The following is a 23833-nucleotide window of genomic DNA, read 5'->3' on the forward strand; positions in this document are numbered from 1 at the left end:
GGTCGCTTCCGGTGCGCTCATCGCACCACGGCCCGCGGGCGGCCGCAAGGACCCTGCGGGGCGGACTTTCGACAGGCGCACCGGCCGCTGCGCAGGCGGCCCCGGAAAGGCCGGGCGGGCCGATTGGGGCCGAGCCCGAACGGTCAGCCCAGCAGGCCGTGGTGCACCCGGCCGGGCCGGCTCGGCGTGTGGGTCCAGGCGCGCGCCAGCCGGTCGACGCCCTCGACCAGCACCTCGGGTGCGTGCGCGTAGGACAGGCGCACGCGCCGCTCCAGCGTTCCGTCGGCGCCGAACAGCGGCCCGGGCGCCACGTACACGCCGTGCCGCGAAGCGCTCTCGGCCAGCGCGCTGGCCGCGGCGCTGGGCAGTCCCGCCCACAGCACCAATCCGCCCGAGGGGCTGCTGAACTCCCAGTCGGGCAGCTTCTCGCGCAGCGCGGCGACGAGGGCGTCGCGGTTGCGGCGCAGCTGCCGGCTGCGTTCGGCGCGGATGCGCAGCGTGTCGGCGAGCAGGTGGGTGACGGTGAGCTGGTCGAGCAGCGAGCTGGAGAGGTCCAGGCGCTGGCGTGCGGTGGTCAGGCGCTCGACCATGGGCGGTGTGGTGCGCACCCAGCCGATGCGCAGGCCGCCCCAGAAGGACTTGGCGGCCGAGCCGACGGTGAAGACGCGCCCGTCGGTGTCGTGGGCGGCCAGCGGCGCGGGCAGGTCGCCGGAGTCGATCGCCAGTTCGGCCGCGCCCTCGTCGACGATCAGCGCGCTGCCGGCGCGGCGGGCCTCGGCGGCCACGGCGGCGCGCTCGCGGTCGTCCATCAGCACGCCGGTGGGGTTCTGGAAGTCCGGGATGAGGTAGGCGGCCGCGGGCCTGATGCGGCGGAACGCGTCGAGCACGTGGTCCATGTCCCAGCCGGAGGGGGTGACGCCGACGGTGCGCACGCGCGCCTCGAGCCGGCGCGCGGCGTCCAGGGCGTGGGGGTAGGTGGGCGACTCGACCAGCAGGCTGCTACCCGGCTCGGTGAGGATGTCCATCAGCAGTGCGACGGCGTGCATGGCGCCGCTGGTGACGAAGATCTGCTCGGGTGCGGTGGGCAGGCCCCGTTCGACGTAGCGCCGCGCGATGGCGTGGCGCAGCTCGGGCAGCCCCCGCACGTTGTAGCCGATGCCCCCGACGTGCACGGCCAACTGGTCCACCGCCAGGCGCGCGGCCTGCTGGATGCCGTCGACGGCGGACGGCGCCGCCACGCCCAGGTCGATCCGATCGGTGCGGGGCATCAGCACCCCGGGCGCCGAGCCTCCCTCGGGCAGGACGGTCCAGCTGCCCGCTCCCTGCCGGCTGTCCAGGAACCCGTTCTCCCGCAGCCAGGTGTAGGCGGCGGTGACCGTGTTGCGGCTGACGCCCAGGGCCGCGGCGAGGTCCCGCTCCGCCGGAAGCCGGGTGAAGGTGGGCACCCGGCCGTCCAGGACGAGGCCGCTGACCGCCCGGCCCAGGGCGAGGTAGTAGGGCCGGCCGTCGGCTTCGGGGCCGACCAGCCGGGCGAGGAGATGGCCGTTGATCCGCCGCTCACCAACCACGAGGGTGCCACTTTCCGAAATTGGCGCTGTTTTTCCCGGATTGTGCGGAGCCAACATAACCCCTGCGGCCCATCTGCCGCGCTCACCCACTCGGAAAGGCACCCACGTGTCCACTGCATCCCGGCCGATCAGGATCGCGCGGAGCGTGCTCCTCCACCCGCTGCTGCCGCCGCCCCGGCCGCGCCGCCTGGTGCAGCTCTACGCGGGGCTGAGCGCCTTCGGGCTGGGCTGCGCGCTGCTGATCAGCTCCCGCCTGGGCGCGATGCCCTGGGACGTGCTGCACCAGGGCCTGGCCCTGCACACCGGCCTGTCCGTGGGCGCCTGCAGCATCCTGACCGCCGGCGCGGTGATGCTGCTGTGGGCGCCGCTGCGCCAGCGGGTGGGGCTGGGCACCGTCAGCAACGCCGTGGTCGTGGGACTGGCGGTGGACGCCTCGCTGTGGGTGCTGCCGGAGGTGGAGGGCCTCGCGGCGCGCTGGGCCGTGCTGGTGGCCGGCATCCTGCTGACCGGCCTGGCCACCGGAGCCTACATCGGCGCCCGGCTGGGCCCGGGCCCGCGCGACGGGCTGATGGTCGGCCTGGCCGCGCGCACCCGGCTGTCGGTGCGCACCGCCCGCACGGCCATCGAGGTCGCCGTGGTGGTCGCCGGCGCCCTGCTCGGCGGCACCGTGGGGGTGGGCACACTGCTGTTCGCGGTCGCCATCGGGCCGCTCGCCCAGCGCGCGCTCCCGCTGCTGAGCATCGGCGGGCCGGAGCCGGCCGAGGCCGGAGCCGGCCCGCACGAACGCCGCTGACCGGCCGATCCGCCCGGCGCGGGGCCGATCCGGTCGGCCCTGCGCGGCCCTCGCCGGGCGCGGAATCGGTCGCCCGGAAAACGGATCCGGACCCCGATTTCAGCGGCGCTCACCGCACCGCACCGATCACGTCGAAATAACGGATCCTCAGTCGCAAACCCCCGGCTGCGCGCGATCGCGGCATCAGGAGAGGCCCGCGCCCGTGCCCGCGAAAAGCCCGTTCTTCCCCGGGGCTTCCCGAACGCATCGCGCGGGTATCTGCTAGAGCACATTTAGTCGGCCCTCCACCTGGGAAAGCGCTTCAACCGGTAGCGTGACGGCAGCGGGCGACGCGGCCCGCACAGCCGACCGGCCCACCGCGACTCCGGACTCCGGCGCGGATACCGTCGCCGTGGCGCGTGCACGCGTCGCTCTCGCGTGTCCGCGGGGCGGTTCGGAGTTGGATACGGTACGTCCGCGTGGACGTGATCTTGGTTGAGAAGGGGGTGAGCCGCGTGTCCGGCTGGATTGAGGATTACGCGCTGATCGGCGACATGCAGACCGCAGCTCTCGTGGGGCGCGACGGCTCCGTGGACTGGCTCTGCCTTCCCCACTTCGACTCCCCCGCCTGCTTCTCCGCGCTTCTGGGCGACGAGCAGAACGGCAACTGGTGGATGCGGCCGGCCAACGGCGAGCCCCGCGCCGCGCGGCGCCGCTACCGCCCCGAGACGCTGGTCCTCGAATCCGAGTGGGACACCCCCGAAGGCTCGGTGCGCGTCATCGACTTCATGCCCCCGCGCGGCGGCGCCCCCCACATCGTCCGCATCGTCGAGGGCCTGGCCGGCACCGTGCGGATGCAGACCGCCCTGCGCCTGCGCTTCGACTACGGCAACGTCGTCCCCTGGATCCACCGCAGCGGCACCGAACTGGTGGCCATCGCCGGGCCCGACTCGGTCTGGATGAGCTCCCCCGTGCCGCTGGAGGGCCACAACTTCCTGCACGACGCCACCTTCACCGTCAGCGCCGGACAGCGCGTCCCCTTCGTCCTGACCTGGCATCCCTCCCAGGTCGAGGAGTCCGACCACCTCGACGCCGAGAAAGCCCTCTCGCGCACCGAGCGCTTCTGGCGCAACTGGGTGGACCAGTGCACCTACGAGGGCGAGTACCGCGACGCCGTCGTCCGCTCCCTGATCACCCTCAAGGCACTGACCTACCGCCCCAGCGGCGGCATCGTCGCCGCGCCCACGACCTCCCTGCCCGAGGACGTCGGCGGGGTGCGCAACTGGGACTACCGCTACTGCTGGCTGCGCGACGCCACCATCACTTTGGAGGCCCTGATCCGCAGCGGCTACACCGACGAGGCGCAGGCCTGGCGGGAGTGGCTGGTGCGCGCGGTGGCCGGCGAGCCCCAGCACATGCAGATCATGTACGGCGTGCGCGGCGAGCGGCGGCTGTCGGAGTGGGAGGCCGACTGGCTGCCGGGCTACGAGGACTCCCGCCCGGTGCGCATCGGCAACGCCGCCGTGGGCCAGTACCAGCTCGACGTCTACGGCGAGGTCATGGACGTTCTGCACCTGGCGCGGCGCAGCGGCCTGCAGGGCGGCGAGCACGTGTGGGGACTGCAGCGCTCGCTCGTGAACTACCTGGAGTGGTGCTGGGACGAGCCCGACGAGGGCCTGTGGGAGGTTCGCGGGCCCCGCCAGCACTTCGTGCACTCCAAGGTCATGGCGTGGGTGGCCGCCGACCGCGCCGTGCGCATGATCGAGGACTTCGGCAAGGAGGGGCCCATCGAGCGCTGGAAGGCGCTGCGCGACACCATCCACGCCGAGGTCTGCGAGTACGGCTACGACGCCCGCCGCAACACCTTCACCCAGTACTACGGCAGCAGGGAGCTCGACGCCGCGCTGCTGCTGATGCCCGAGGTGGGTTTCCTGCCCTACAGCGACCCCCGCATCGTCGGCACGATCGAGGCCATCCGCGACGACCTGATGATCGACGGCTTCGTGATGCGCTACCGCACCGACCGCGAGGAAGCCGCCGACCACCTGCCCGGCAACGAGGGCGCGTTCCTGGCGTGCAGCTTCTGGATGGCCAACGCGCTGCTGTCCATCGGCCGCGAGAAGGAGGCCCGCGAGCTGTTCGACCGGCTGCTGGCGCTGCGCAACGACGTGGGGCTGCTCGCCGAGGAGTGGGACGCCTCCAGCGGCCGCCAGGTGGGCAACTTCCCGCAGGCCTTCAGCCACGTTCCGCTGGTCACCACCGCGCTGAACCTCTCCCACCAGAACGGGCACCGGCGCGGCTGACCGCCGGCGTTCCTCCCCGGCGTCCTCCCGCGCCGCTTCGGGCGGGAGGACGGCGCCCGCCGCGGGTAGCTGTGGGCCATGGACGGATTCGCGGAGAACCTGGAGGGCCAGGGGCCGGCGCAGCTGATCGCCCTGGCCGTCGCGCTCGTGCTGTGCACGCTCATCGGCCTGGAGCGCGAGCTGCGGCAGAAGAACGCGGGCCTGCGCACGCACACCCTGGTGGGCGTCGGCGCGGCCCTGTTCATGGTGGTCAGCAAGTACGCGTTCTTCGACGTGATCGACGAGGACTCCATCACGCTCGACCCCTCCCGCGTGGCCGCCCAGATCGCCTCGGGCATCGGGTTCATCGGCGCCGGCGTCATCTTCGTGCGCCAGGACATCGTGCGCGGGCTGACCACCGCCGCGACGATCTGGGTCGCCGCCGCCGTGGGGACAGCGGCGGGAGCGGGGCTGTGGCTGGTGGCCGCGGCGGTGACGGCCGCCCACTACCTGGTCGCCCTGGGCTACCCGCCGCTGCTGCGGCTGATCACCCGCCGGCGCCCGCAGACCGCCCCCATCCGGGTGTCCTACCAGGACGGGCAGGGCGTGCTGCGCGCCGTCCTGGCCGACGTCACCGAGCGCGGGTTCTCGGTGCAGGAGGTCGACACCCGGCGCAAGGAGGACGGCGACCCGCGCGCGGCGGTCATCGAACTGATCCTGCACGTCCGCGGCGGCAAGGGCACGCAGACGCAGGATCTCGCAGCCGCGCTCGCCGAGACCCCGGGGGTGCTGTCCGTGCGCATCGGCGAGCCGGCCAACGAGGAGTGAGCTGAGGAGCGCGCGGCGGCCCCGGCCGCCGCGGTCCGCGCGGCCGGCGCCGCCCTCGCCCGCACCGCCGTGCCGGATGGCCCGCTGCGGCGGGCGTGCGGGCCTTCGCGAGCGGGCACGGACGTCCCCGCCGGCCGCTAGGGTGCTGCCATGCCAGGACGACCCTTGAACGAAGTGATGGACGACGGCTGGGCCGCGGCGCTCGCCCCGGTGGAGGACCGGATCACCCGGATGGGCGAGTTCCTCCGCCAGGAGGTCGCCGCGGGCCGCACCTACCTGCCCGCCGGCGAGAACGTGCTGCGCGCCTTCCAGCAGCCCTTCGAGGACGTGCGGGTCCTCATCGTGGGCCAGGACCCCTACCCCACCCCCGGTCACGCGGTGGGGTTGAGCTTCTCCGTCGCGCCCGACTGCAAGCTCCCCGGAAGCCTGCGCAACATCTTCCAGGAGTACAGCGACGACCTCGGTCTGCCGATGCCCTCCACCGGCGACCTCTCCCCCTGGACCAAGCAGGGCGTCCTGCTGCTGAACAGGGCGCTGACCGTCGCGCCGGGCAAGCCGGCCGCGCACCGCGGCAAGGGCTGGGAGGAGGTCACCGACCAGGCCATCCGCGCCCTGGCCGAGCGCGGCACCCCGCTGGTGGGCATCCTGTGGGGCCGCGACGCCCGCAACCTGCGCCCGCTGATGCCGGGCGTGCCGTGCGTGGAGTCCACCCACCCCAGTCCGATGTCGGCCAAGAACGGCTTCTTCGGCTCGCGGCCGTTCAGCCGCGCGAGCAGGCTGCTGGAGGAGCAGGGGGCCGAGCCGGTCGACTGGCGGCTGCCGTAGAGGCGGAGCGCTCCCGGAGCCGGCCGGCCCGGTTCGCAGGCGGCGGGCGGCCGCGGGCGGCCGGATGTGGCCGCCCGCGCCGATGCGCCCGCATTGAGGGGCGCGCGCCCGCCGTACTTGAATCGTCCCGTCGGGATGGGAGCACCCGCGTACGACGCGCGGCACAACAGGAGAGGGCGCCCGCGCAATGGCCACAAGGCTCGGCTACGCCGACGCGCTGAGGGTTCTGGGCCAGGACGACTCGATCGTGCTGGACTTCGCGGAGAAGCTGGCCGAAGGCGGGCTGGGCGCCCTGGGGATACCCGGACTGTCGAGCGCGGGCGGGGCGATCGCGCAGATGGGGCGCCGGGCGCTGACCGGCATCCGGGAGAAGGTCACCGGGATCAGCCGGATGGACCGCACCGAGCGGGTCGCGATGGCGTACAGCACCCTGGTCGCGGTCGCGGTCTCCGAGGCGCTCGACGAGGTGCTCCGGGACCCGCCCGGGCGGCTGCCCGCGGAACTCGAGCTGACCCGCGAGGAGCGGCTGAGGCTGGAACAGCGCCTGCTCGGCGAGTACCGCTCGGTCGCAGCGCACGACAGGGCCGAGGTGGCCTCGTGGGCGCTCATCGACGTCATAGCGGGCCTGGCGGCCTGGGAGCGGTTGGACCCCGCGACCCGCGTCGAGGCCAGGCGGGACCTCGAGAACCGCCTCCCCGCACTCGCGCAGCGGCGCTTCGACGAGTCGTTCCGGCAACTGGCCGCGGACGTGCCCGAGTTCGGCGTGTGGGCCCAGGCGGCCGAGCACGCGGCCACGCGCCGGGACGTCGCCGAGATCGGCACCGGCATGGGCCGCCTGCGCGACCTCGTCGAGGAGATGGCCTCCGCGGCGCCCGCCCCCGACCGGCGCCGCGCCGAACTGGCCGCCGTCTACCGGGCCGCGCTGGGACGGCGGCTGCTGCGTTCCGCCGACGCACCCGCAGGACTGGTCCTGCCGACGATGGAGTCGGCCTACCTGACCCCGCGCGGACGCTTCAACCGGGTGGACGCGGCCGCCCAGCCCTCGTCGGAGCGGTGGTGGGCCGACGCACCGCTGCACCACGACGTCGAGTCGCTCCTCGCCCGGCTGCTGACCAGCCCTGAGGTGGTGAAGGCCCCCGTCGTCGTGCTGGGCCACCCCGGCGCGGGCAAGTCGGTGCTGACCGAGATGCTCGCCGCCCGGCTGTCCACCGCCGACTTCTTCGCCCTGCGGGTGGAGCTTCGCGCGGTGCCGCCCGAGGCTCCCCTGCACGCACAGATCGAGGAGGGCCTGGCCGCCACGCTCCAGACGCGGGTCGCGTGGCGGGAGCTGGCCGAGTCGGCCGGCGGCGCGCTTCCGGTGGTCATCCTGGACGGCTTCGACGAGCTGGTGCAGGCCGGCGGGGTGAACCGGTCGGACTACCTGGAGCAGGTCCAGGAGTTCCAGCGCCGGCAGGAGGCCGTGGGGCAGCCGGTCGCGGTCATCGTGACGAGCCGGACCGTCGTCGCCGAGCGCACCCGCTTCCCCGACGAGACCCCGGTACTGCGGCTGGAACCCTTCGACGGCCGGCAGATCGCCCGCATGGTGGAGATCTGGGGCGGGTCCAACGAGGCGGCCTACGCCGAGCGCGGGCTGCGGCCGCCCGCCGCCGGCGCGCTGCTGGCGTTCGGCGAGCTCGCCGCACAGCCGCTGCTCCTGCTCATGCTGCTGGTCTACGACTCCGGCGAGAACGCGCTGCAGCGCTCCGGCGGCGCGCTCTCGCGCAGCGAGCTCTACGAGGAGCTGCTTCGGATGTTCGCCGAGCGCGAGGTCCGCAAGCACCGGCCGAACCTGAGCGACGACGCCATGGCCCGCTCCGTCGACGACGAGCTGCACCGGCTGGAGGTCGTGGCCGTCGCGATGTTCGTCCGGCAGCGGCAGCACGTCAGCGCCGCCGACCTGGACGGCGACCTGGCCGTGCTGATGCCCGCTACCGCGGTGCGCCCCGCCGAGACCGATCCGCACGGCGCGGTCGGCGACGCGCACCAGGTGCTGGGGCGGTTCTTCTTCGTGCACGAGTCGCAGGCGCGCCGGGAGTCCGGCATTGCGAGCGTCTACGAGTTCCTGCACGCGACCTTCGGCGAGTACCTGGTGGCGCGCGCCGTCACCGACGCGCTCGACGACCTGCTGCAGGCCCGCCGCTGCGCGGCGCTGCGGCCGCGCGCCGCGCCGCCGGTGGACGACGGGCTGCTCTACGCGCTGACGTCCTACGCGCTGCTGGCGGGTTCGGCGGCGATGGTGGAGTTCGTCCAGGACCTGCTCGACCGCCGCTTCGCCGGCAGCCCGGACGAGCGCGCCGAGTACCGCGAACTGCTGGTGGAGCTGTTCCGCGAGGCCCCGTATCCGCCGGAGAACCGCTCCTACACGGCCTACCGGCCCCGCCGCGTGCCCGTCACCGAGCGCCAGGCCGCCTACACCGCCAACCTCGTCCTGCTGCTCACCCGCGTGGCGCCGGACGGCCTGGACATCGCCGAGCTGTTTCCCCACGAGGAGGGGTGGGGCCACCTGAGGGACTGGCGCGCGCTGGCCGGCCAGTGGCGCGGCCTGCCGAACGCGCAGTGGCACGGACTGCTGAACGCCGTCCGGCTGCGGCACATCGGCTACGGCGGCGACGCCCCGCACACGCTGCTGTATCCGGTGGAAGAGGGCGCCGACCTCAACCTCGGGGAGTGCATCGGCTTCGACATCGACGGCCGCGAGACGCTGTCGGTCACCGACCCCTACTCGGTCACCCTGCCCGCGGGCGGGCTCACGACGAACCTGATGCGCTCGTCGGCGATGCGGATCAACGGCACTCCGGCCCGGATGGCCCTGATGCTGCTGCCCTACCTGGCCCACGTCGGCGGCGAGCCGCTGCGGTGGAGGGAGGACCGGGAGGAGGGCACGGTCTTCGGTGAGGGCCACGACGTGCTGGAGCTGCGGCTCGCCGCACCCTCGTTCGACGGCGGCGCGTGGAGGGGGCGCCTGCGCCGCTTCCAGCGGCTGCTGGAGGGATCGGACCGGTTGGGCGCCTGCGAGTCGCTGGTGCTGCGCCAGGCGGCCGAGGACCTCTCCTACGCCGCCCGCGTCGCGGCCGACTCCGGCCCCGGCCCCAGCGCGGCGGAGTCCTACAGCCGCCTGCTCCGATTCGTCGTGGAAGCCTATGTGGAGGAGGTCGTCGTCGTCGCTCCCGCGGCGCCGGGCTCGGCGGCGGCCCTGCGCACGGTGTTCGACGAACTGGGTGCGCACTTCTCGGGCTTCGAGCACAGCATTTACGGGCGGCACGCCGCCCTGATCCTGGAGGCGGCCGACGCGGCGGCGGAGTCGGGCGCCGAAGCCGTGGTCGCGCTCCCCGAAGAGCTGCAGGAGGCGGACGGCGGTCGGGGCGGCGCGGCGCCCCGCCGAACGTCGCGGCGGGGGCGACCGGTCGCCGACCGCTCCGCGCCCTTCGGGTACGCAGAGCACGCCGACAACAGCCGGAGCTGGGGCTCGGGGTAGCAGCGGGCGCCGCCTTGTGCAGGCGGTTCGGCACACGGGGCCGGCCGCAGCGGAGAAGGCGGCCACCGTGGAACCCCGCCGCCACGCGGCGACGCGGCCGGGCATGCGAACCGGATGTTCCCGTCCGCCGCCCGAGCCCGCCGCCGCGGGCCCGCCGCCGCAGCCCGGGCCGACGCGCGGCTCCTATCCCGCCGCGTCCAGCGCGTACTTCGCCAGTTGCGGCACCACCTCGCCGATCGGGTCGCGCAGCACCGCCCGCGCGCTGCCGTCGTAGGGGGTCGGCTCGGCGTTGACGACGACCAGCGGCACGCCGTTCTCCAGCGCGACGTCACACAGCCCGGCCACCGGATGCACCGCCAGCGAGGTCCCCACGGTCACGAAGACCGAGGCCTCGGCGGCCGCCCGGACCGCCGCGTCGAGAACGGCGGGCTTGAGGCGCTGGCCGAAGGAGACGGTGTCGGCCTTCTGGATGCCGCCGCAGGCCGGGCAGCGCGGGTCGGACTCCTCCTCCAGCCGCGCCAGCACCTCGGGCGTGGGCGTGCGGGCGCCGCACTGCATGCACACCACCTGCTTGATGCTGCCGTGCACCTCGATGACGCGGTCGCGGGCCGTGCCGGCGGCCTGGTGCAGGCCGTCGATGTTCTGGGTGACCAGGGCGCGCAGCCGGCCCGCGGCGTCGAGGTCGGCCAGCGCCCGGTGGGCGGCGTTGGGGCGCGCGTCCCAGGCGGGGTGGTCGCGGCGCATGAGCCAGACCTTGCGGCGGACGTCCGCGTCGGACATGTAGGTGTCGAGGTCGAACAGGGCGGCCGCGCCGGGGTCCCGGGTCCACACGCCCTGCGGACCCCGGAAGTCGGGGATTCCCGAGTCGGTGGAGATTCCGGCCCCGGTCAGAACGGTGATGCCGCCCGCTGCGGCGAGCAGGGGCGCAACGTCGGCGGGGCTGGCGGCTGCGGTCATGGGCGGTCCCTCGGTCCTCGGCGTCGGGGGTCGGCCGGGTGGTTCGCCTCCCATTGTGGCAGCGCCGCATGCGCGTGCTCACGGGAAGATCACGTATCCACCACGTCTCATCCACCACCCCTTCGGACATACCGCCGCATGGCGTACTTCGCGGTAATCTCGCCTCACAGCGGTGACACGCAGTGCGGCATGAGAGAGTCCGGGTGTGCCCGGCCGAGGAGGGGCGGCGACGCGCCGATCCCCCAGGAAAGCGGAGGTCACTCGAGACCGATGGGGTTCGCTGGGATCAGTGGGCAGCCGGCCGCGCCGGTTCCGGAAGGCTGCGAATGGCCCAGAACCCGCCGAAGAGTGCAAAAATCTCCTTGCTCATGAAACAGCCGCCCTACATCCTCATCGTGAACGGGACCAAGGTCCGCCGCCCCGTGTTCGTCCTGGGCGCGCCGCATTCGGGGGTGGGCCTGGTCGCCCGCGCCCTGGGCAAGGCCCCCGGATTCCACGTCGGCGCGGGCCACGGCGCCGTACAGGACGCCGTCCACGCCCTGGCGCGCCGACCGTCCATCGCCGAGGAGCGGGCTCAGGGCACCGCGTCCCTGCTGCGGGCGGCGTTCGCCGAGTCCTGGCAGCTCACGCCGCTCACCTGCCCGCGCTGTCCCGGCGGCCCGGTGCCCGCGCGCGACGCGGCCGCGCCGTGCCGCCACGCAGGTGGCGTCGGCCGCTACGGCGACGCCAGCCCCGACCTGCTCTACTGCGCCGCCGCGCTGCAGCGGGCGTTCGAGGACGCCGTATTCGTGCAGGTCATCCGGGACGGGCGGGACGTGGCGGCGTCGATGCTCGGCGACGAGCAGGCGCTGTCGTGGTTCCGGCCCGCGCTGGCCAACCTCGACCACGAGATGCCCAACCCGTTCTTCGGGATCGAGGACGAGAAGGACCGCGCGCAGTACCCGAAGCTGTCCATCGCGGCCAAGTGCGCGCTGCGCTGGCGGGGCGCGGTGCGGCTGTCGGCGCGGCTGCGCGGGGCGCTGGGGGCCGACCGGCTGATGACGCTGCGCTATGAGGACCTGTTCGGCGGCGAGGTCGCCACCGCCGAGCAGCTGCGCGAGTTCACCGGTGCGCGGGTGTCGGCGGTGGAGCTGGTGCGCAGCGACTCGCCGGGCATCGGGTCCTGGCGCAGCAGGCTCAGCGCCGAGCAGCGCGAGGACGTCCGCACGATCGCGGGGTCCGAGCTCCAGCGGCTGGGCTATGCGAAGCAGCGCTGAGGTCCGAGCGGCCCGGAGCCCCGGTACGAAAGCGCTCTCGGGCGGGGCGGTCGGCGCGGCCGGTCGCGCGGGCGCGGGGTGCGGTGCTCGGGCCGCCTACGCCGACACCCGCTGCAGCCACTCCCCCGCCGCGTGCCAGGCGGCGTGTCCCGGATCGGCGACGGCGAAGTGGTCGGCTCCGGGGATCTCCGCGTAGTCGACCCGGTCGCCCGCGGCGCGGGCCGCCTCCGCATAGGTGCGGCTGTGCTCGACGGGGACCCGGTGGTCGGCGTCGCCGTGCACGATCAGCTGCGGAAGGCCGACGGGCAGGCGGTGCAGCGGGGCGGCCGCGGCGTAGGCGCGCTCGTCGGGGGCCGGGCCGAGGAAGTCGGCGACGGCGCCCTCGCCCAGGCCCGCCTGCGCCGCTGCGCGCAGGTCGGTGACCGGCGCCAGGCCGACGACCGCCGTCAGCGGCGAGTCGTGAGCGGCCAGCAGCGCCAGGTGGCCGCCCGCCGAATGGCCGACGGCGACCAGCCGGCCGGGGTCGCCGGGTTCAGCACCTTCCGCCAGGCGGGCGCCGAGCAGGTCGAGCGCGGCGCGGACGTCGTCGAGGGTCTGCGGCCAGCCGCCGCCGTCGCCGCCGGTGCGCCGGTACTCCAGGTTCCACACCAGCCAGCCGGAGTCGGCGAGGACGGCGGCGATCGGGTCCATCAGGCGCAGGTCGTGGGCATCGCGCCACCAGCCGCCGTGCAGCAGGACCGCCACGGGGAAGGGCGCGCTGTCGTCGGCATCGGGTTGGTGGATGCGGACCATCCGGCTGGGGTGCTCCCCGTATGCGAAAACGTGCGTGCTCGCCATCGTGCCTCCCACTCGCCCGCGGTCCGGTGGCCGCCGGCACCGTTGCTGCTCGCCCGGCTCCGCCGCACGACCGCGCCCCTGGCCAAAGTGTCGCATTCGCCGTGGCCTGGAGCGACCGCGCGATCACGCTTCGCCGAGGCGGGCGGGGCGGACGGGGCGCGTCGGATGCGGGACGGGTGCGGGCGGGGCCGGTGCTGGGCGCGCCGGAGGCGGGGCGGAGGGATGCATGCGTGTGCGGCGGGGGCTGGGGCCGGAGGGCCGCGGGACGGGAGCGGAAGCGGCCGAATGGGCCCGGAGTGGCGCAGCCGACCTGTGGACGCCTCCCGTTCCCCCGAACCCCTCCTCTAGCATGGTGCCATGGGAGAAATGGGAATCCTGGGCCTGATCGCGCTGATCGCAATCGTGGGGGTGCCCGCCTCCATCGTCGCGGGCGGGATCGTCTACGTGGTCCGGCTGGCCAGGCGCGGCACGCAGGCCACGCTCGCCGACGCCGCCAAGCGGCGCGAGGTGGCCTGACCGGGCCGCCCGGTCGGTAGCGCGCAGGGGCGGGGCCGCGGCCGGTCGCATCCGGGCGTGCCGCCGCGGCCCCGCGACACCGCTGAAGGCGGTACCGGACCCGTCGTGAGCACGCGGCGCCGCACGCGACGCGCAGCGGCCGACCGCCCCGGGAACCGGGGTAGTCGGCCGCTGCGCATGCGTCACCGCTCGGCGGTGTGGTCGGCGCACCGTCGGGCACGGCGACCGGCGGCTTGGTACAGCCTGCCCCGGAGGCGAGCCGCGAGGGCGCCGCCGGCGAGCGCGGGAAGGGTCGGGCGGCCGCCCGGTCCGGCTCAGGCCGCGTTCATCGTGTCCGGGTCGGGGCCGATGCGCCCGCCGTCGTCGAGCCCGGAGATCGTATCGACGTCGCCGCTGGACAGCTCGAAGTCGAAGACGCCGAAGTTGGCGCGGATCCGCTCGGGGGTCACCGACTTCGGGATGGCGACATTGCCCATCTGCAGGTGCCAGCGCAGGATCACCTGAGCGGGCGTCTTGCCGTAGGCCTCGGCCACCTTGGCGATGGTCGGGTCCTGCAGAACCTGGCCCTGGCCCAGCGGACTCCAGGCCTCCGTGGCGATGTCGTGCTCCTTGTCGAACCTGCGCAGCTCCTGCTGGGTCAGGCGCGGGTGCAGCTCGACCTGGTTGACCGTGGGCACGATGCCGCCCTCGTCGAGGATGCGGCGCAGATGGTCGGCGTGGAAGTTGGACACCCCGATTGCGCGCACGCGGCCCTCGGCGTAAAGCCGCTCCATGGCCTTCCAGCTGCTCACGAAGGTGTCGCGGGCGGGCATCGGCCAGTGGATCAGGTAGAGGTCCAAGAACTCCAGGCCGAGCCGCTCCAGCGAGGCGTCGAAGGCGCGCAGCGTGCTGTCGTAGCCCTGGTCGCTGTTCCACAGCTTGGTGGTCACGAACAGCTCGTCGCGCGGCAGGCCCGAGCGGCGCAGGGCCTCGCCGACGCCCTCCTCGTTGCCGTAGGCGGCGGCGGTGTCGATACTGCGGTACCCGGTCTCCAGGGCGGTGCTGACGACGTCTGCGACCTCGCCGCCGTCCACCTGCCAGACGCCGAACCCCAGTTGCGGGATGCGCACGCCGTTGTTCAGCGTCACGTCGGGAACCGTGGTCATGAGTCCTCCCCCATTCTCAGGTGCACGATCTGTCTCCCCCCGGCGGCAACCGCGTGCCCCGTAGGGCGCATTCCGGCGCCGCGGGCGATGTGCACAGTGCCACCCCGTCGCACCCGCGGCGGGGCCGGGGTCCCATTGTGCGACATCGGCGCACTTCAGGGGCATCTGAGGTGCGGCAGCTACGCGGAGTCCGACCGCGGCCGCGCAGCGGGGCGGGACCGGCGGGGCGTCACGCGCCGAACCGGTAGACCACGCCGAAGACCAGAAGCTCGTCGGGCGAAAGCTCCGGCGCGATGCCGGGGTAGTCGCCGACGCGGCCCTGGTGGAGGACGTAGGGCTCGCCGGGGCGCAGCTTCTCGATCTCGCCGGCCACGGCGGTGCGGGCCGCAGCGGCGGCGACCTCGCCCTGCGCGTCGCTCTCGGTGCCGGAGGAGCCCAGCGGGCGGTAGACCAGGTCGACGGGGCGCGCCTGCGCCGGGACGAGCGCGGCCAGGCCGCCGACCTCCTCCATCGCCGCGTCTCCCGAGTCCAGGCGCTGTTCACGCGTGTTCCCGCTCATGGCGCACCAACTCCTCAACCGCCGATCAGGGGTGCCGCCTGCCTTCCTCTGGTCTCCCAGTAACCCCCCGGAGGCCGCCCCAAACGGAGGCAGGGGTGAGAGGGGCGGGAGGGGCCCGGCAGGCGGACCGCGGTCAGGCCGGGAAGGTCGGGCCGGCCGAGCAGGTCGGGGGACGGGCCGTAAGGACGGGCCCGCAGGGACGGAGGGGCGGGCCGGAGGTGCGGCTGAGGGGGCCGCACGGCCGCCCTGAGGCCCGCCTCCCCCGTCGCGCGTGGGAGCCGCCCGGCCGGAGGCGTGCCTCGGGACTGAATGCCCGGGGAGGCCGTGCGCGTCGTCGTGCGCGTACAGGGCGGGGCGTGGCGGAGTGGCGGAGTGGCGGAGCAGGCGGGTGGGCGGGGGCAAGGGGCGGCGGGCAGACGGCGGGCCGCGGGCGACGGAGTGCCGTAGGCTCGACGGCGAAGGGCGGGCGGTCCCGGCGGCGGCGCCCGCGGGAACCGCGAATCCGCGGAAGCTCGGAAACGAGGAACCGCGGCACAGGAGCGCAGGAGCACAGGAGCACAGGAGCCGGACGGCAGGTCATGGACGGCACAGCAGACACACGCGCGGCGCACGGGTCCGGCACGGACGAGGCCGAGAGCCCGGCGAACGCGGCCGCCCGAGCCGGCGCAGCCGCTGCCGCCGACGCGCGGGAATCCGAGCGCCCGGCCGGCACCGAGGGCCCGGCGCCCGGGCGCATCCTGGTCAGCGCCTGCCTGCTGGGCGGCCGCGTCCGGTTCGACGGCCGGGCCAAGACCGTCGCCGCAGACATCGTCGACCGCTGGCGCGCCGAGGGCCGCATCGTCGCCCACTGCCCCGAGGTGGCCGGCGGCCTGCCGGTCCCCCGGCCCCCGGCCGAGATCGAGCCCGGCGCCGACGCCCGCGCCGTCCTGGAGGGACGCGCGCGCATCCTCACCCCGGACGGCGAGGACGTCACCCGGCACTTCGTCGCGGGCGCCCGCGCGGCCCTGGCCGCGGCCGCCGGCAACGGCGTGCGCACGGCCCTGCTCAAGGAGTCCAGCCCCTCGTGCGGCCTGAACCGGGTCTACGACGGCACGTTCACCGGAGCCACCGCACCCGGCCCGGGAGTCACCGCGCTGCTCCTCCAGGACCACGGGATCGCCGTTTTCCCCGAATCCGAGCTGGAAGCCGCCGATGCCCACCTGCGGACCCCGCCCGCCGACACCCGACCTCCCGCACGGGCCCACGATGCCCCCACCGGGCCCGCAAACCCGTCACAAGCAGCCCCGCAGATGCGATAGAGTCTTACTCGTCCGCAGGGCAGCAGCCCACCGGACACCGGGACGTGGCGCAGTTTGGTAGCGCACTTGACTGGGGGTCAAGGGGTCGTGGGTTCAAATCCCGCCGTCCCGACACAGATCAGAAGGGGTATCGCCAGGTGAGCGATACCCCTTCACTCGTTCACGGGCCCCAAACTGGGTCCCTATCTGTCGCAAGTAGGCAAACGGTAGGCAACGCCGCTCAGCCGAAGACGCCGTCCATCGCTTCCGCACCGCCCGTGATGACGGGCCGGATCTCCTTGCGATAGACCGCCTCGGTGACCGCGGTACCGCTGTGGCCCACTAGGCGCGCGATGTCCTCCAGCGGCACACCGGAGTCCGACATCAGCGAGACGAAGCTGTGCCGCAACTCCCGCGGCGTCCACTCCTTCGGCGCCAGGTTCGCTGAGGGCGGCACGGCCGGTCCGCGGCTGGGAAATCCGGATGACGACCGCCGCGTGCCGTGCCACGCTGGGCTCCCCCCGGCGAACGGAGGCCCCGTGGGTGCGTGCGTGTTCTGTCTGATCCGCGACGGCGAGGCCGCACACAGCCTCGTCTACTCCGACGACCTGGTGCTGGCGTTCATGGACCTGTACCCGGTCACACCAGGACACGTGCTCGTGGTTCCGCGCGAGCATCTGGTGGGTTTGGGCGAGATCGGTGACGAGCTGGGCGGTCGGCTGTGGAGCGTGGCTCGCCGCGTGAGCGAGGCCCTGCGCAGGAACGCCCTGAACACAGGGGACACGGACACAGGTTCCGGCGGGCCGATGCGTTGCGAGGGCGTCAACCTGTTCCTGGCCGACGGTGAGGCGGCCGGTCAGGAGGTCTTCCACGCGCACCTGCACGTCTTTCCACGCTATGAGGGCGATGCCTTCTCTGTGCACGCCTTATGGCAGGAGGCCGAACGCACCGAACTCGACGGCCACGCGGCCAGGCTGCGCGCCCTGCTGCCCTGATGACTGGCGGCCGTCGGTCGAATGATCCGTGTTCTCCAAGGTTCTCCCAGCTCCGGTCACTGTGTGTGGTCGCTGGGGGCGTAGCGGTTCCAACTCCCACCCGCCTGGGGTGATGGTATTGAACGGCATCCCAGCGCCTGGGCGATGACCGGTGCGGGAGCCTGGAGCACGAGTTGGCGCAGCGCGGAGGTGCGCACCGCCGTTCCGGGAACGCCGATGTCGCGGATCAGATCGGCGAGGCCGTGCGTTCCCGCGTCCGCGGGGCTCGGTCGGCCGTGTGCCCGGTGGCATCCTGAGGATTCGGTCCATCCCCACGTCCGCGGGGCTCGAACTTAACGACCTGGAGAAGCGTGCGCCGATACTAAACCTCCACCGAAATCGCCGACAGCGCGCCCGGCCCGGCGGTGGTGGGGCTCAGCCGGTCGGGCCCGGCGCCGAGGCGTAGTAGCGGCGGGAGGGCGGCACCAGCAGCAGGGTGAGCAGAATGGGGCCCGGCGCGGCACCCAGCAGGGCCAGCATCGCCGTACCGGGCGAGACGGCCAGGCAGGCCACCCCCGCCCCCGCCACGACCGCGAAGGCGACCAGGCTCCCCCACGGCACGGCCGAGGAGCGACAGCCCCCGATCCCGCCGACGACGAAGTACAGCACCGCCGCCGTGACCAAGGCCAGAGCCCCGATACCGATCTCGTTGGAGACGCGCTCGGCGTCCGTCCCCATGGCCGAGTCGAAGCGGGCACCCACCGCAGCGAGCCCGAAGACGAGCCCTGTCAGCATCAGGAAACCGCCGAAGACGAAAGCGCAGATGCGGGCGGCGATCACCGCGCCGGGCTGGCCGGACTTCTCGGGCCGGGGCGCATAGGGATAGGCGGGACCGGCAGGATAGGGCGCCGGGTATTGGGGGGCGGCCGGCGGATAGCCCGGCCCGATGGGCGAGCTGCCGCTCGGAGGCCGGGGGTGGCCCGTCCACGGCGCGGCCGGGGGTCCGTCACCCGGTGGAGGCTGGTGGCCCGGCCCGTAGGGCTGCCCCGAGCCGCCTGGAGCCGACGGCGGAACCGGGGGGCGCGCGGGACCGTGGTCAGGGGTGGGCATACGGGGATTCCTCTGTCGGTCTTTAGCGTAGTCGGGCAAACGTATCGGGATGTACCGACCGCCACGAGAACGGCCGGCCCCAGGCGCGGCCAACGCTTCGGTGATATGGGCGCGTGTGGTGACCGGCATCGCCCGCAGACCGGTCTGCAGAACTCCGCACCGCCCCGCCAGGACCCGCGAATTCAAATGGGAAACGGCCCTGACTGGGTGACAGGTCGCCGACACGTCGCGGACACAGCGGTGACACACTCCGACGTTCGCCCCTCATAGCGCAGCCGGCTGCTCAAGCAGCAGGCCCATTGCGGCCTCCACCTTCTCAGCAGGGATCTGCACCCGCCGCACCCACCGCCCCAGGCCGTCGCGCCGGGACAGCGCCCCGCCGCGGCACCACACCCCCGCCTGGGGCGTGGAGGCCACCGACACCCGCGCATCCGCGACCCACAGACGCGCCCCAGTCCGCGGGCGCACAGAGCCTCAGCAAGGCCCGCGGTTGCGGCCGCATCGAGCGCCGACCGCCGGTGCGATGCTTCATCGGCGGCCACGCGGGCCGGGGAGCCGCCCGGAGGAGGGCGGCGGCCGCTGCAGCAGAGATCCTCCGGGAGGAAGCTGTTACACTACGAGGTCGTTCGGGCGTGTCCACCAGCCCTAACCGGACTAAAGAAGGAGATCCCGAGAAGGCAGTATGGGAACAGGGATATTTAGCTCGTTTTATGTAGCGACTCATTAACACCCCCTGCCCAAAATCATAATCTCGGCCCCCTACATATTCTCCTCCTGGCACTCCTGCTGGTGGCATTTCTTGGAGTAGCAGCATTTTCAGTGAAATTCGGCTGGGGGCTTGCAGGAGTCCTGTTGGAGTTCATACGGTATCGGAGGAGCCCGACCCGCGATACCGATCACGGCAAGACTCGAAACACAGTCAATGGTCCAGTGTCGGGAACGACGGTCCAGGCCGGAACCATCGGCCAGATCCAACTCCATCGTCACTGCAACTGTGACTCACAGAAAAAACGCCGCGCTGGAGCCTCAAACCCGCCGGAGGCTTCCTCTCAGACAGACCACCACGAGCATGCCGTTTCGGGTAAGGTCAGCGACCCCCGCGAGGACCGGGCGTAGGCTTCCCGCCCCTTGGCAGAGTGAACGCCTTGAGGCGAAGTCGCCGGCGGGAACCCGCCCAGCCATGCCGGTGGCCCACGAGGCAGTAGCGCCCCCCGGGAGACATCGCCAACGGACTGCGCCCAGGCCGGTGCACACGCGGGAGCCGAGGGCCTGAAGTGGAGTGGGCGCCGATCGCCGCGGAACTTCGAGGACGGTCCACGGGCGGAGTTGAGGCTGCCACCGCATGCGTCCAAGGACTCGCCCCGGCGCCTGGCGTAGACGGCAGGATTGTGGACTGAGCGCCGCTCCGGTCGGTGGCCTCGGCAGCCACGCTGAGCTCACTGAAGGCGTCCACACAAGCGGGGGAAGCCCAGCAGGCGGCGGGATGGCCGGAGCTGGGGAATCGACGCGGTGCCGACCCCACCCTCACAGCCACCAGGCTCACGAGGAGAAAATTACTCTGATTCAGAATCCAAAGTATTCCCTATTGATAGAATAGATCAGCAACCCCACAAAAAACAAAGCAATCCCGGTAACGCCGAATCGACTCACCTGGTCACCCGCCCCACCCTTCATCCTGTCGTACTTCCGCACCAAAAACGGCAGCAGCATCGATGCTTTTTGCACCCTTTGCCAGTGAATGCAGTTCACCACAAAGAGGATTGCAATCAAGACGAGAACAACCGTCCAAAGAATATAGACAATCAGGCTCAACCCGCCTCACCTCAACTCGATCGATACACATTTCGTTTGGCCCGGCAACCGCACCGCCGCCGGTACGGCAGGCTCGTTTGAGGGCTCTTTCACGCTCCGCCCGTGAACCCCGCTCCCGAGGGCCGCTACGCGGCCGGCGAGGCCGACACCAGCGCCGCGGGGAAGCGGGCCCGGGTGGTGCCGCGCAGGTCGCCTGCGCGGAGGGCGAGTTCTGCGGGGCCGGTGTCCGGGCCGCGGGTTCCCGGTCGGCGCGGGCGCCTCAGCGTGGCGGGGACTGCGCGGGCACGTCGGCCGCTCGTGCGCGGTGGCCGCCGAGGATGCGCTCCCGGTAGCCCGTAGGCGACTCGCCGAACTCGGCCTTGAACAACCGGCTGAAGTGCGCCGCGTCGGGCAGGCCCCAGCGGCCCGCGACCCACGAGACGGGACGGTCCGCCAGCAGCGGATCCCCCAGGTCGCGGCGGATCCGCTCCAGGCGCCGGGTGCGGATCCACGCCGAGACCGTCTGCCCCTCGGCCGAGAAGATGGTGTAGAGGTGCCGGGTCGAGATGAAATGGGCGCGGGCGAGGCTCGCGGGCGTGAGGTCGAGGTCGCCGAGGTGGTCGAGGATGTACTCGCGCACTTCGCGCGCCAGGCTCCGGGCCGGGTTGGCCACGGGGCCCAAGCGGCGGTGCAGCTCCTGCGACAGCATGGTGACGAGCAGGTCCAGGCCCGAGTGGACCAGCCGCGTGGCGTGCGGCCCGGCCAACTGGTCCATGTTCCGCCCCAGTTCGACGAAGAACGGGTTGATCACCCGCCCCAGACCGGCGTCGCTGGGAAAGCACGTCGCGGTGACCCGGGCGACCTCGTCGCGCGGCAGGTCCACGAGCTCGTGCGGGAACATGATGACCATGGCCTGGTTCGCCTCGGGAAACGCCAGCGTGTACGGCCGGTGGGTGTCGTAGATGGCCAGGTCGCCGGGCCTCAGCTCGGCGGTGCGGCCGTCCTGCTTCAGGACCATCGAACCGGCCAGCTGGAGGCTCAGCTTGTAGAACCGGGGGTCGTCCTCGGAGATGAGGTCCGGGGTGCGCCGCACCGTATGCGGCGTCGCCACCATCTCGAACAGGGAGACGTCCTCGACCACGGTCCGGGAGAGGCGGCCTTGGAAGGCGACGTCACCGAGTTCCTCGATCTCCAGCGGCACCACGGTGCGCGCGACCGTGGACCTCCAGACCTCCAGATCGAAGGGCAGGCCGGGCATGTCCGCGACACGGCTTGTGCTGCCGGAATAGCGCATCGCTGCTCCCGTCGCGTGGGCTGGGACACCCATGATGATCAGAATCGCCCATCAGGTCCACCCCTGCGAGCTCGGTGACCGACGGTTCTCCGGCGGCCTTGTCGCAGGGCGCGACCCGCTTGACTCTGGGTGCCCGATCCGGCTCCAGCGCTGGGGCCGCGCTCTCTGTGCCGGGTATGTTCCCGCTACACGGGGCCGCGCCGGCGTCGGGCCCGGCCTCGCCGCAAGGCGCGCCCGCACACATCCGGCGCGCGGAAGCCGACCGCGCATCCCGGCCCCCGAAGCCCCGGGTTCACGGAGGAGGAATCGTTGGCGACGGACACCACCCCGACCGGCGCTGCGCCGTCGTCCTTCGGTGTGACGCACCCTCTCGACATGCTCACAGCCGAAGAGATCGCGGCCGCTCGGGAGGTCCTCGTCCGCGGCGGACTGGTGGGTGAGACCACCCGCTTCCCGCGGCTGCTGCCGATCGAGCCGGACAAGCAGACCGTCCTGGGCCACACCCCGGGCTCGGACGACTTCGACCGCAGTGTGCTCGCCACGCTGCTCGACACCGCGACCGGGCGGGTCAGCGAAGCCGTGGTGTCGGTGACCGCCGGCGCCGTCACCTCCTGGCGGGACCTTCCGACGGCGGAACCCCCTTACGGGCAGCCCCCTTACCTGTTCGAGGAGTACGACCGGGCCGCCGAGATCGTGAAGGCCGACCCCCGCTGGCGTGCCGCCATGGCGCGCCGCGGCATCACCGACACGACCCACACCTTCGTCACCCCGCTCGCGCCGGGGTTCTTCCCCGAGGCGGGCGGTGCCGGCCGGCGCATGATGCGGTCACTGACCTTCCACCGCCGCCATGCGGGCGACAACCCGTGGGCGCATCCCGTCGAGGGCGTCATCGCGCATGTCGATCTGACCTCGGGCACCGTGGTCCGCCTCGAGGACGACGGCGAGGCCCCGGCCCCCGTGCCCTGGGACGACTGGGACTACACGCCCGAACACACCGGTCCCGCCCGCACCTCCCTCAAGCCGCTGGAGATCACCCAGCCCGAGGGCCCCTCGTTCTCCGTGGAGGGCAGCCGCGTCCGGTGGGAGGACTGGACCCTGCGGATCGGCTTCAACGCCCAGGAGGGCCTGGTCCTGAACCGGATCACCTTCCGCGACGGCGGGGAGGACCGCCCCGTCGTGTACCGGGCCTCGGTGCCCGAGATGGTCGTGCCCTACGGCGACCCGGCGCCGGCGCGCTACTGGATCAGCTACTTCGACGCCGGCGAGTACTCCCTGGGCAAGAACGCCAACTCGCTCAAGCTCGGCTGCGACTGCCTGGGTGAGATCACCTACGTCGACGCCGTGGTCGCCGACGACCGCGGCGAGCCGATGCCGATCCCGCACGCCGTGTGCATGCACGAGGAGGACTACGGGATCCTCTGGAAGCACACGGAACCGGGGGAACCGCCCCAGGTCCGCCGCTCGCGCCGCCTGGTGATCTCCTACTTCGCCACCGTCGGCAACTACGACTACGGCTTCTTCTGGTACTTCTACCTCGACGGCTCGATCCAGATGGAGACCAAGGCGACCGGCATCGTCTTCGTCGGCGCCGCAGAGCCGGGGACCGAGAACCCCCACGCCCCCGAGATCGCACCGGGCATCATCGGCCCGGTCCACCAGCACATCTTCTGCGCGCGCCTGGACATGTCCGTCGACGGTCTGCAGAACTCGGTCGAGGAGGAGAACCTCGTCGCCGTCCCCACCGGCCCGCAGAACCCGCACGGCAACGCCTTCACCTACGAGCGCACCCGGCTGGCACGCGAGTCGCAGGCGGCGCGCGACGCCGACAGCGAGACCGGGCGCCGCTGGTACGTCACCAGCGCGCACCGGCGCAACGCCGTCGGCAGGCCCACGGCCTACCAGCTCACGCCGATGCCGGGTCCCCGGCTCATGGCCCAGCCGGGCTCCTCGGCCGCCGAGCGCGCCGGATTCGCCCGCCACCACCTGTGGGCGACCGCCTACGACCCGGCCGAGCGGTTCCCGGCCGGGGACTACCCGAACCAGCACGCGGGCGACGGCCTCGGGCGGTGGACGCAGGCCGACCGGGAGCTCACGGACACCGACGTCGTCCTGTGGCACACCTTCGGGCCGACCCACATCCCCCGGCCCGAGGACTGGCCGGTCATGCCCGTCGACTACTCGGGGTTCTGGCTCAAGCCGCACGGCTTCCTCGATGCCAACCCGGCGCTCGACCTGCCGGACTGGTCCTCCCGCAGCCGCGGAGGAGGCGGCGCGCACGGCGAGTGCTGTGAGTGACCGGGCGCGGTAGGCGAGGAGACGAACGAGCCG

At 72.9% G+C, this 23833-nt stretch carries 21 protein-coding genes and 1 tRNA gene; 11 read left to right on the top strand and 11 right to left on the bottom strand.

All coding sequences use genetic code 11. The annotated features are described in order from the left end of the window. Window positions 1–143: 143 nt before the first annotated feature. A complete protein-coding gene (gene yczR, locus ABD284_RS18525) occupies window positions 144–1568 on the bottom strand; it encodes a MocR-like transcription factor YczR (RefSeq protein WP_344145116.1) in 1425 nt (474 codons plus the stop codon). A 106-nt stretch (window positions 1569–1674) separates the two neighbouring features. On the opposite strand from yczR, the gene yczE reads away from it, so the two are divergent. The 5 genes from yczE (at window position 1675) to ABD284_RS18550 (ending at window position 9789) form a co-directional block, all read left to right on the top strand. Further along, window positions 1675–2361, top strand: coding sequence for a membrane protein YczE (yczE, locus tag ABD284_RS18530; RefSeq protein WP_344145118.1), 687 nt, complete (start codon window positions 1675–1677; stop codon window positions 2359–2361). 494 nt (window positions 2362–2855) lie between these two features. Further along, window positions 2856–4643, top strand: a complete 1788-nt coding sequence (locus tag ABD284_RS18535; RefSeq protein WP_344145188.1) for a glycoside hydrolase family 15 protein — start codon at window positions 2856–2858, stop codon at window positions 4641–4643. A 78-nt stretch (window positions 4644–4721) separates the two neighbouring features. After that, window positions 4722–5450 (top strand): MgtC/SapB family protein, encoded by a 729-nt coding sequence (locus ABD284_RS18540; RefSeq protein WP_344145120.1) that lies wholly within the window; start codon window positions 4722–4724, stop codon window positions 5448–5450. A gap of 150 nt (window positions 5451–5600) precedes the next feature. Next, window positions 5601–6275 carry a uracil-DNA glycosylase gene (locus ABD284_RS18545; protein WP_344145122.1) on the top strand — a complete coding sequence of 225 codons (675 nt, stop codon included), beginning with the start codon at window positions 5601–5603 and terminating at the stop codon, window positions 6273–6275. Window positions 6276–6462: 187 nt separating this feature from the next. Then, window positions 6463–9789, top strand: a complete 3327-nt coding sequence (locus ABD284_RS18550; protein ID WP_344145124.1) for an NACHT domain-containing protein — start codon at window positions 6463–6465, stop codon at window positions 9787–9789. A 183-nt stretch (window positions 9790–9972) separates the two neighbouring features. On the opposite strand, the gene ABD284_RS18555 is transcribed toward ABD284_RS18550, so the two are convergent. Then, window positions 9973–10746, bottom strand: a complete 774-nt coding sequence (locus tag ABD284_RS18555; RefSeq protein WP_344145126.1) for an SIR2 family NAD-dependent protein deacylase — start codon at window positions 10744–10746, stop codon at window positions 9973–9975. 368 nt (window positions 10747–11114) lie between these two features. Between ABD284_RS18555 and ABD284_RS18560 the strand changes: the two genes are divergently transcribed. Continuing rightward, on the top strand, window positions 11115–12002 hold the full coding sequence (locus ABD284_RS18560) for a sulfotransferase (protein WP_344145128.1): 888 nt from the start codon (window positions 11115–11117) through the stop codon (window positions 12000–12002). A 96-nt stretch (window positions 12003–12098) separates the two neighbouring features. Here ABD284_RS18560 and ABD284_RS18565 read toward each other — a convergent pair whose 3' ends face one another. Beyond that, window positions 12099–12839 carry an alpha/beta hydrolase family protein gene (locus ABD284_RS18565; protein WP_344145130.1) on the bottom strand — a complete coding sequence of 247 codons (741 nt, stop codon included), beginning with the start codon at window positions 12837–12839 and terminating at the stop codon, window positions 12099–12101. A 357-nt stretch (window positions 12840–13196) separates the two neighbouring features. Here ABD284_RS18565 and ABD284_RS18570 point away from each other — a divergent pair, with 357 nt between their 5' ends. Continuing rightward, the gene (locus tag ABD284_RS18570) at window positions 13197–13355 is read left to right on the top strand and encodes a hypothetical protein (protein WP_344145132.1); all 159 of its coding nucleotides are present in this window, start codon (window positions 13197–13199) and stop codon (window positions 13353–13355) included. 314 nt (window positions 13356–13669) lie between these two features. Here the strand turns inward: ABD284_RS18570 and ABD284_RS18575 are convergent, their stop codons facing one another. Continuing rightward, window positions 13670–14500 carry an aldo/keto reductase gene (locus ABD284_RS18575; protein WP_344145134.1) on the bottom strand — a complete coding sequence of 277 codons (831 nt, stop codon included), beginning with the start codon at window positions 14498–14500 and terminating at the stop codon, window positions 13670–13672. Between the two features lie 229 nt (window positions 14501–14729). Continuing rightward, window positions 14730–15059 carry a hypothetical protein gene (locus tag ABD284_RS18580; RefSeq protein WP_344145136.1) on the bottom strand — a complete coding sequence of 110 codons (330 nt, stop codon included), beginning with the start codon at window positions 15057–15059 and terminating at the stop codon, window positions 14730–14732. Between the two features lie 734 nt (window positions 15060–15793). Here ABD284_RS18580 and ABD284_RS18585 point away from each other — a divergent pair. Beyond that, window positions 15794–16357, top strand: a complete 564-nt coding sequence (locus ABD284_RS18585; protein WP_344145190.1) for a 2-thiouracil desulfurase family protein — start codon at window positions 15794–15796, stop codon at window positions 16355–16357. 38 nt (window positions 16358–16395) lie between these two features. After that, a tRNA-Pro gene (locus ABD284_RS18590) sits at window positions 16396–16469 on the top strand. Between the two features lie 108 nt (window positions 16470–16577). Here the strand turns inward: ABD284_RS18590 and ABD284_RS18595 are convergent. Beyond that, window positions 16578–16793, bottom strand: coding sequence for a tyrosine-type recombinase/integrase (locus tag ABD284_RS18595; protein WP_344145138.1), 216 nt, complete (start codon window positions 16791–16793; stop codon window positions 16578–16580). A 94-nt stretch (window positions 16794–16887) separates the two neighbouring features. Here ABD284_RS18595 and ABD284_RS18600 point away from each other — a divergent pair, with 94 nt between their 5' ends. Further along, complete coding sequence (locus ABD284_RS18600; RefSeq protein ID WP_344145140.1) at window positions 16888–17331, top strand: HIT family protein; 444 nt, start codon at window positions 16888–16890, stop codon at window positions 17329–17331. Window positions 17332–17387: 56 nt separating this feature from the next. On the opposite strand, the gene ABD284_RS18605 is transcribed toward ABD284_RS18600, so the two are convergent. The 5 genes from ABD284_RS18605 to ABD284_RS18625 form a co-directional block, all read right to left on the bottom strand. After that, complete coding sequence (locus tag ABD284_RS18605; protein WP_344145142.1) at window positions 17388–17528, bottom strand: hypothetical protein; 141 nt, start codon at window positions 17526–17528, stop codon at window positions 17388–17390. Between the two features lie 217 nt (window positions 17529–17745). After that, entirely contained in the window at window positions 17746–18420 is a 675-nt protein-coding gene (locus ABD284_RS18610) for a hypothetical protein (RefSeq protein WP_344145144.1), read from the bottom strand. 264 nt (window positions 18421–18684) lie between these two features. Next, window positions 18685–18843 (bottom strand): hypothetical protein, encoded by a 159-nt coding sequence (locus ABD284_RS18615; RefSeq protein ID WP_344145146.1) that lies wholly within the window; start codon window positions 18841–18843, stop codon window positions 18685–18687. Window positions 18844–19983: 1140 nt separating this feature from the next. Then, a complete protein-coding gene (locus tag ABD284_RS18620) occupies window positions 19984–20232 on the bottom strand; it encodes a hypothetical protein (RefSeq protein ID WP_344145148.1) in 249 nt (82 codons plus the stop codon). Window positions 20233–20491: 259 nt separating this feature from the next. Further along, the gene (locus ABD284_RS18625) at window positions 20492–21538 is read right to left on the bottom strand and encodes an AraC-like ligand-binding domain-containing protein (protein ID WP_344145150.1); all 1047 of its coding nucleotides are present in this window, start codon (window positions 21536–21538) and stop codon (window positions 20492–20494) included. A gap of 324 nt (window positions 21539–21862) precedes the next feature. On the opposite strand from ABD284_RS18625, the gene ABD284_RS18630 reads away from it, so the two are divergent. Further along, on the top strand, window positions 21863–23800 hold the full coding sequence (locus ABD284_RS18630) for a primary-amine oxidase (protein WP_344145192.1): 1938 nt from the start codon (window positions 21863–21865) through the stop codon (window positions 23798–23800). The last annotated feature ends 33 nt before the right edge of the window (window positions 23801–23833 follow it).

Origin of the sequence: Streptomonospora arabica, assembly GCF_039531585.1 — a bacterium.
Taxonomy (GTDB): domain Bacteria; phylum Actinomycetota; class Actinomycetes; order Streptosporangiales; family Streptosporangiaceae; genus Streptomonospora; species Streptomonospora halophila.

What these genes read in the sequence shown, in the direction of transcription:
- ABD284_RS18540 (WP_344145120.1), top strand. Translation starts at nt 4,722, where the DNA reads ATGGACGGATTCGCGGAGAACCTGGAGGGCCAGGGGCCGGCGCAGCTG.
- ABD284_RS18545 (WP_344145122.1), top strand. Translation starts at nt 5,601, where the DNA reads ATGCCAGGACGACCCTTGAACGAAGTGATGGACGACGGCTGGGCCGCG.
- ABD284_RS18550 (WP_344145124.1), top strand. Translation starts at nt 6,463, where the DNA reads ATGGCCACAAGGCTCGGCTACGCCGACGCGCTGAGGGTTCTGGGCCAG.
- ABD284_RS18555 (WP_344145126.1), bottom strand. Translation starts at nt 10,746, where the DNA reads ATGACCGCAGCCGCCAGCCCCGCCGACGTTGCGCCCCTGCTCGCCGCA.
- ABD284_RS18560 (WP_344145128.1), top strand. Translation starts at nt 11,115, where the DNA reads ATGAAACAGCCGCCCTACATCCTCATCGTGAACGGGACCAAGGTCCGC.
- ABD284_RS18565 (WP_344145130.1), bottom strand. Translation starts at nt 12,839, where the DNA reads ATGGCGAGCACGCACGTTTTCGCATACGGGGAGCACCCCAGCCGGATG.
- ABD284_RS18570 (WP_344145132.1), top strand. Translation starts at nt 13,197, where the DNA reads ATGGGAGAAATGGGAATCCTGGGCCTGATCGCGCTGATCGCAATCGTG.
- ABD284_RS18575 (WP_344145134.1), bottom strand. Translation starts at nt 14,500, where the DNA reads ATGACCACGGTTCCCGACGTGACGCTGAACAACGGCGTGCGCATCCCG.
- ABD284_RS18580 (WP_344145136.1), bottom strand. Translation starts at nt 15,059, where the DNA reads ATGAGCGGGAACACGCGTGAACAGCGCCTGGACTCGGGAGACGCGGCG.
- ABD284_RS18610 (WP_344145144.1), bottom strand. Translation starts at nt 18,420, where the DNA reads ATGCCCACCCCTGACCACGGTCCCGCGCGCCCCCCGGTTCCGCCGTCG.
- ABD284_RS18625 (WP_344145150.1), bottom strand. Translation starts at nt 21,538, where the DNA reads ATGGGTGTCCCAGCCCACGCGACGGGAGCAGCGATGCGCTATTCCGGC.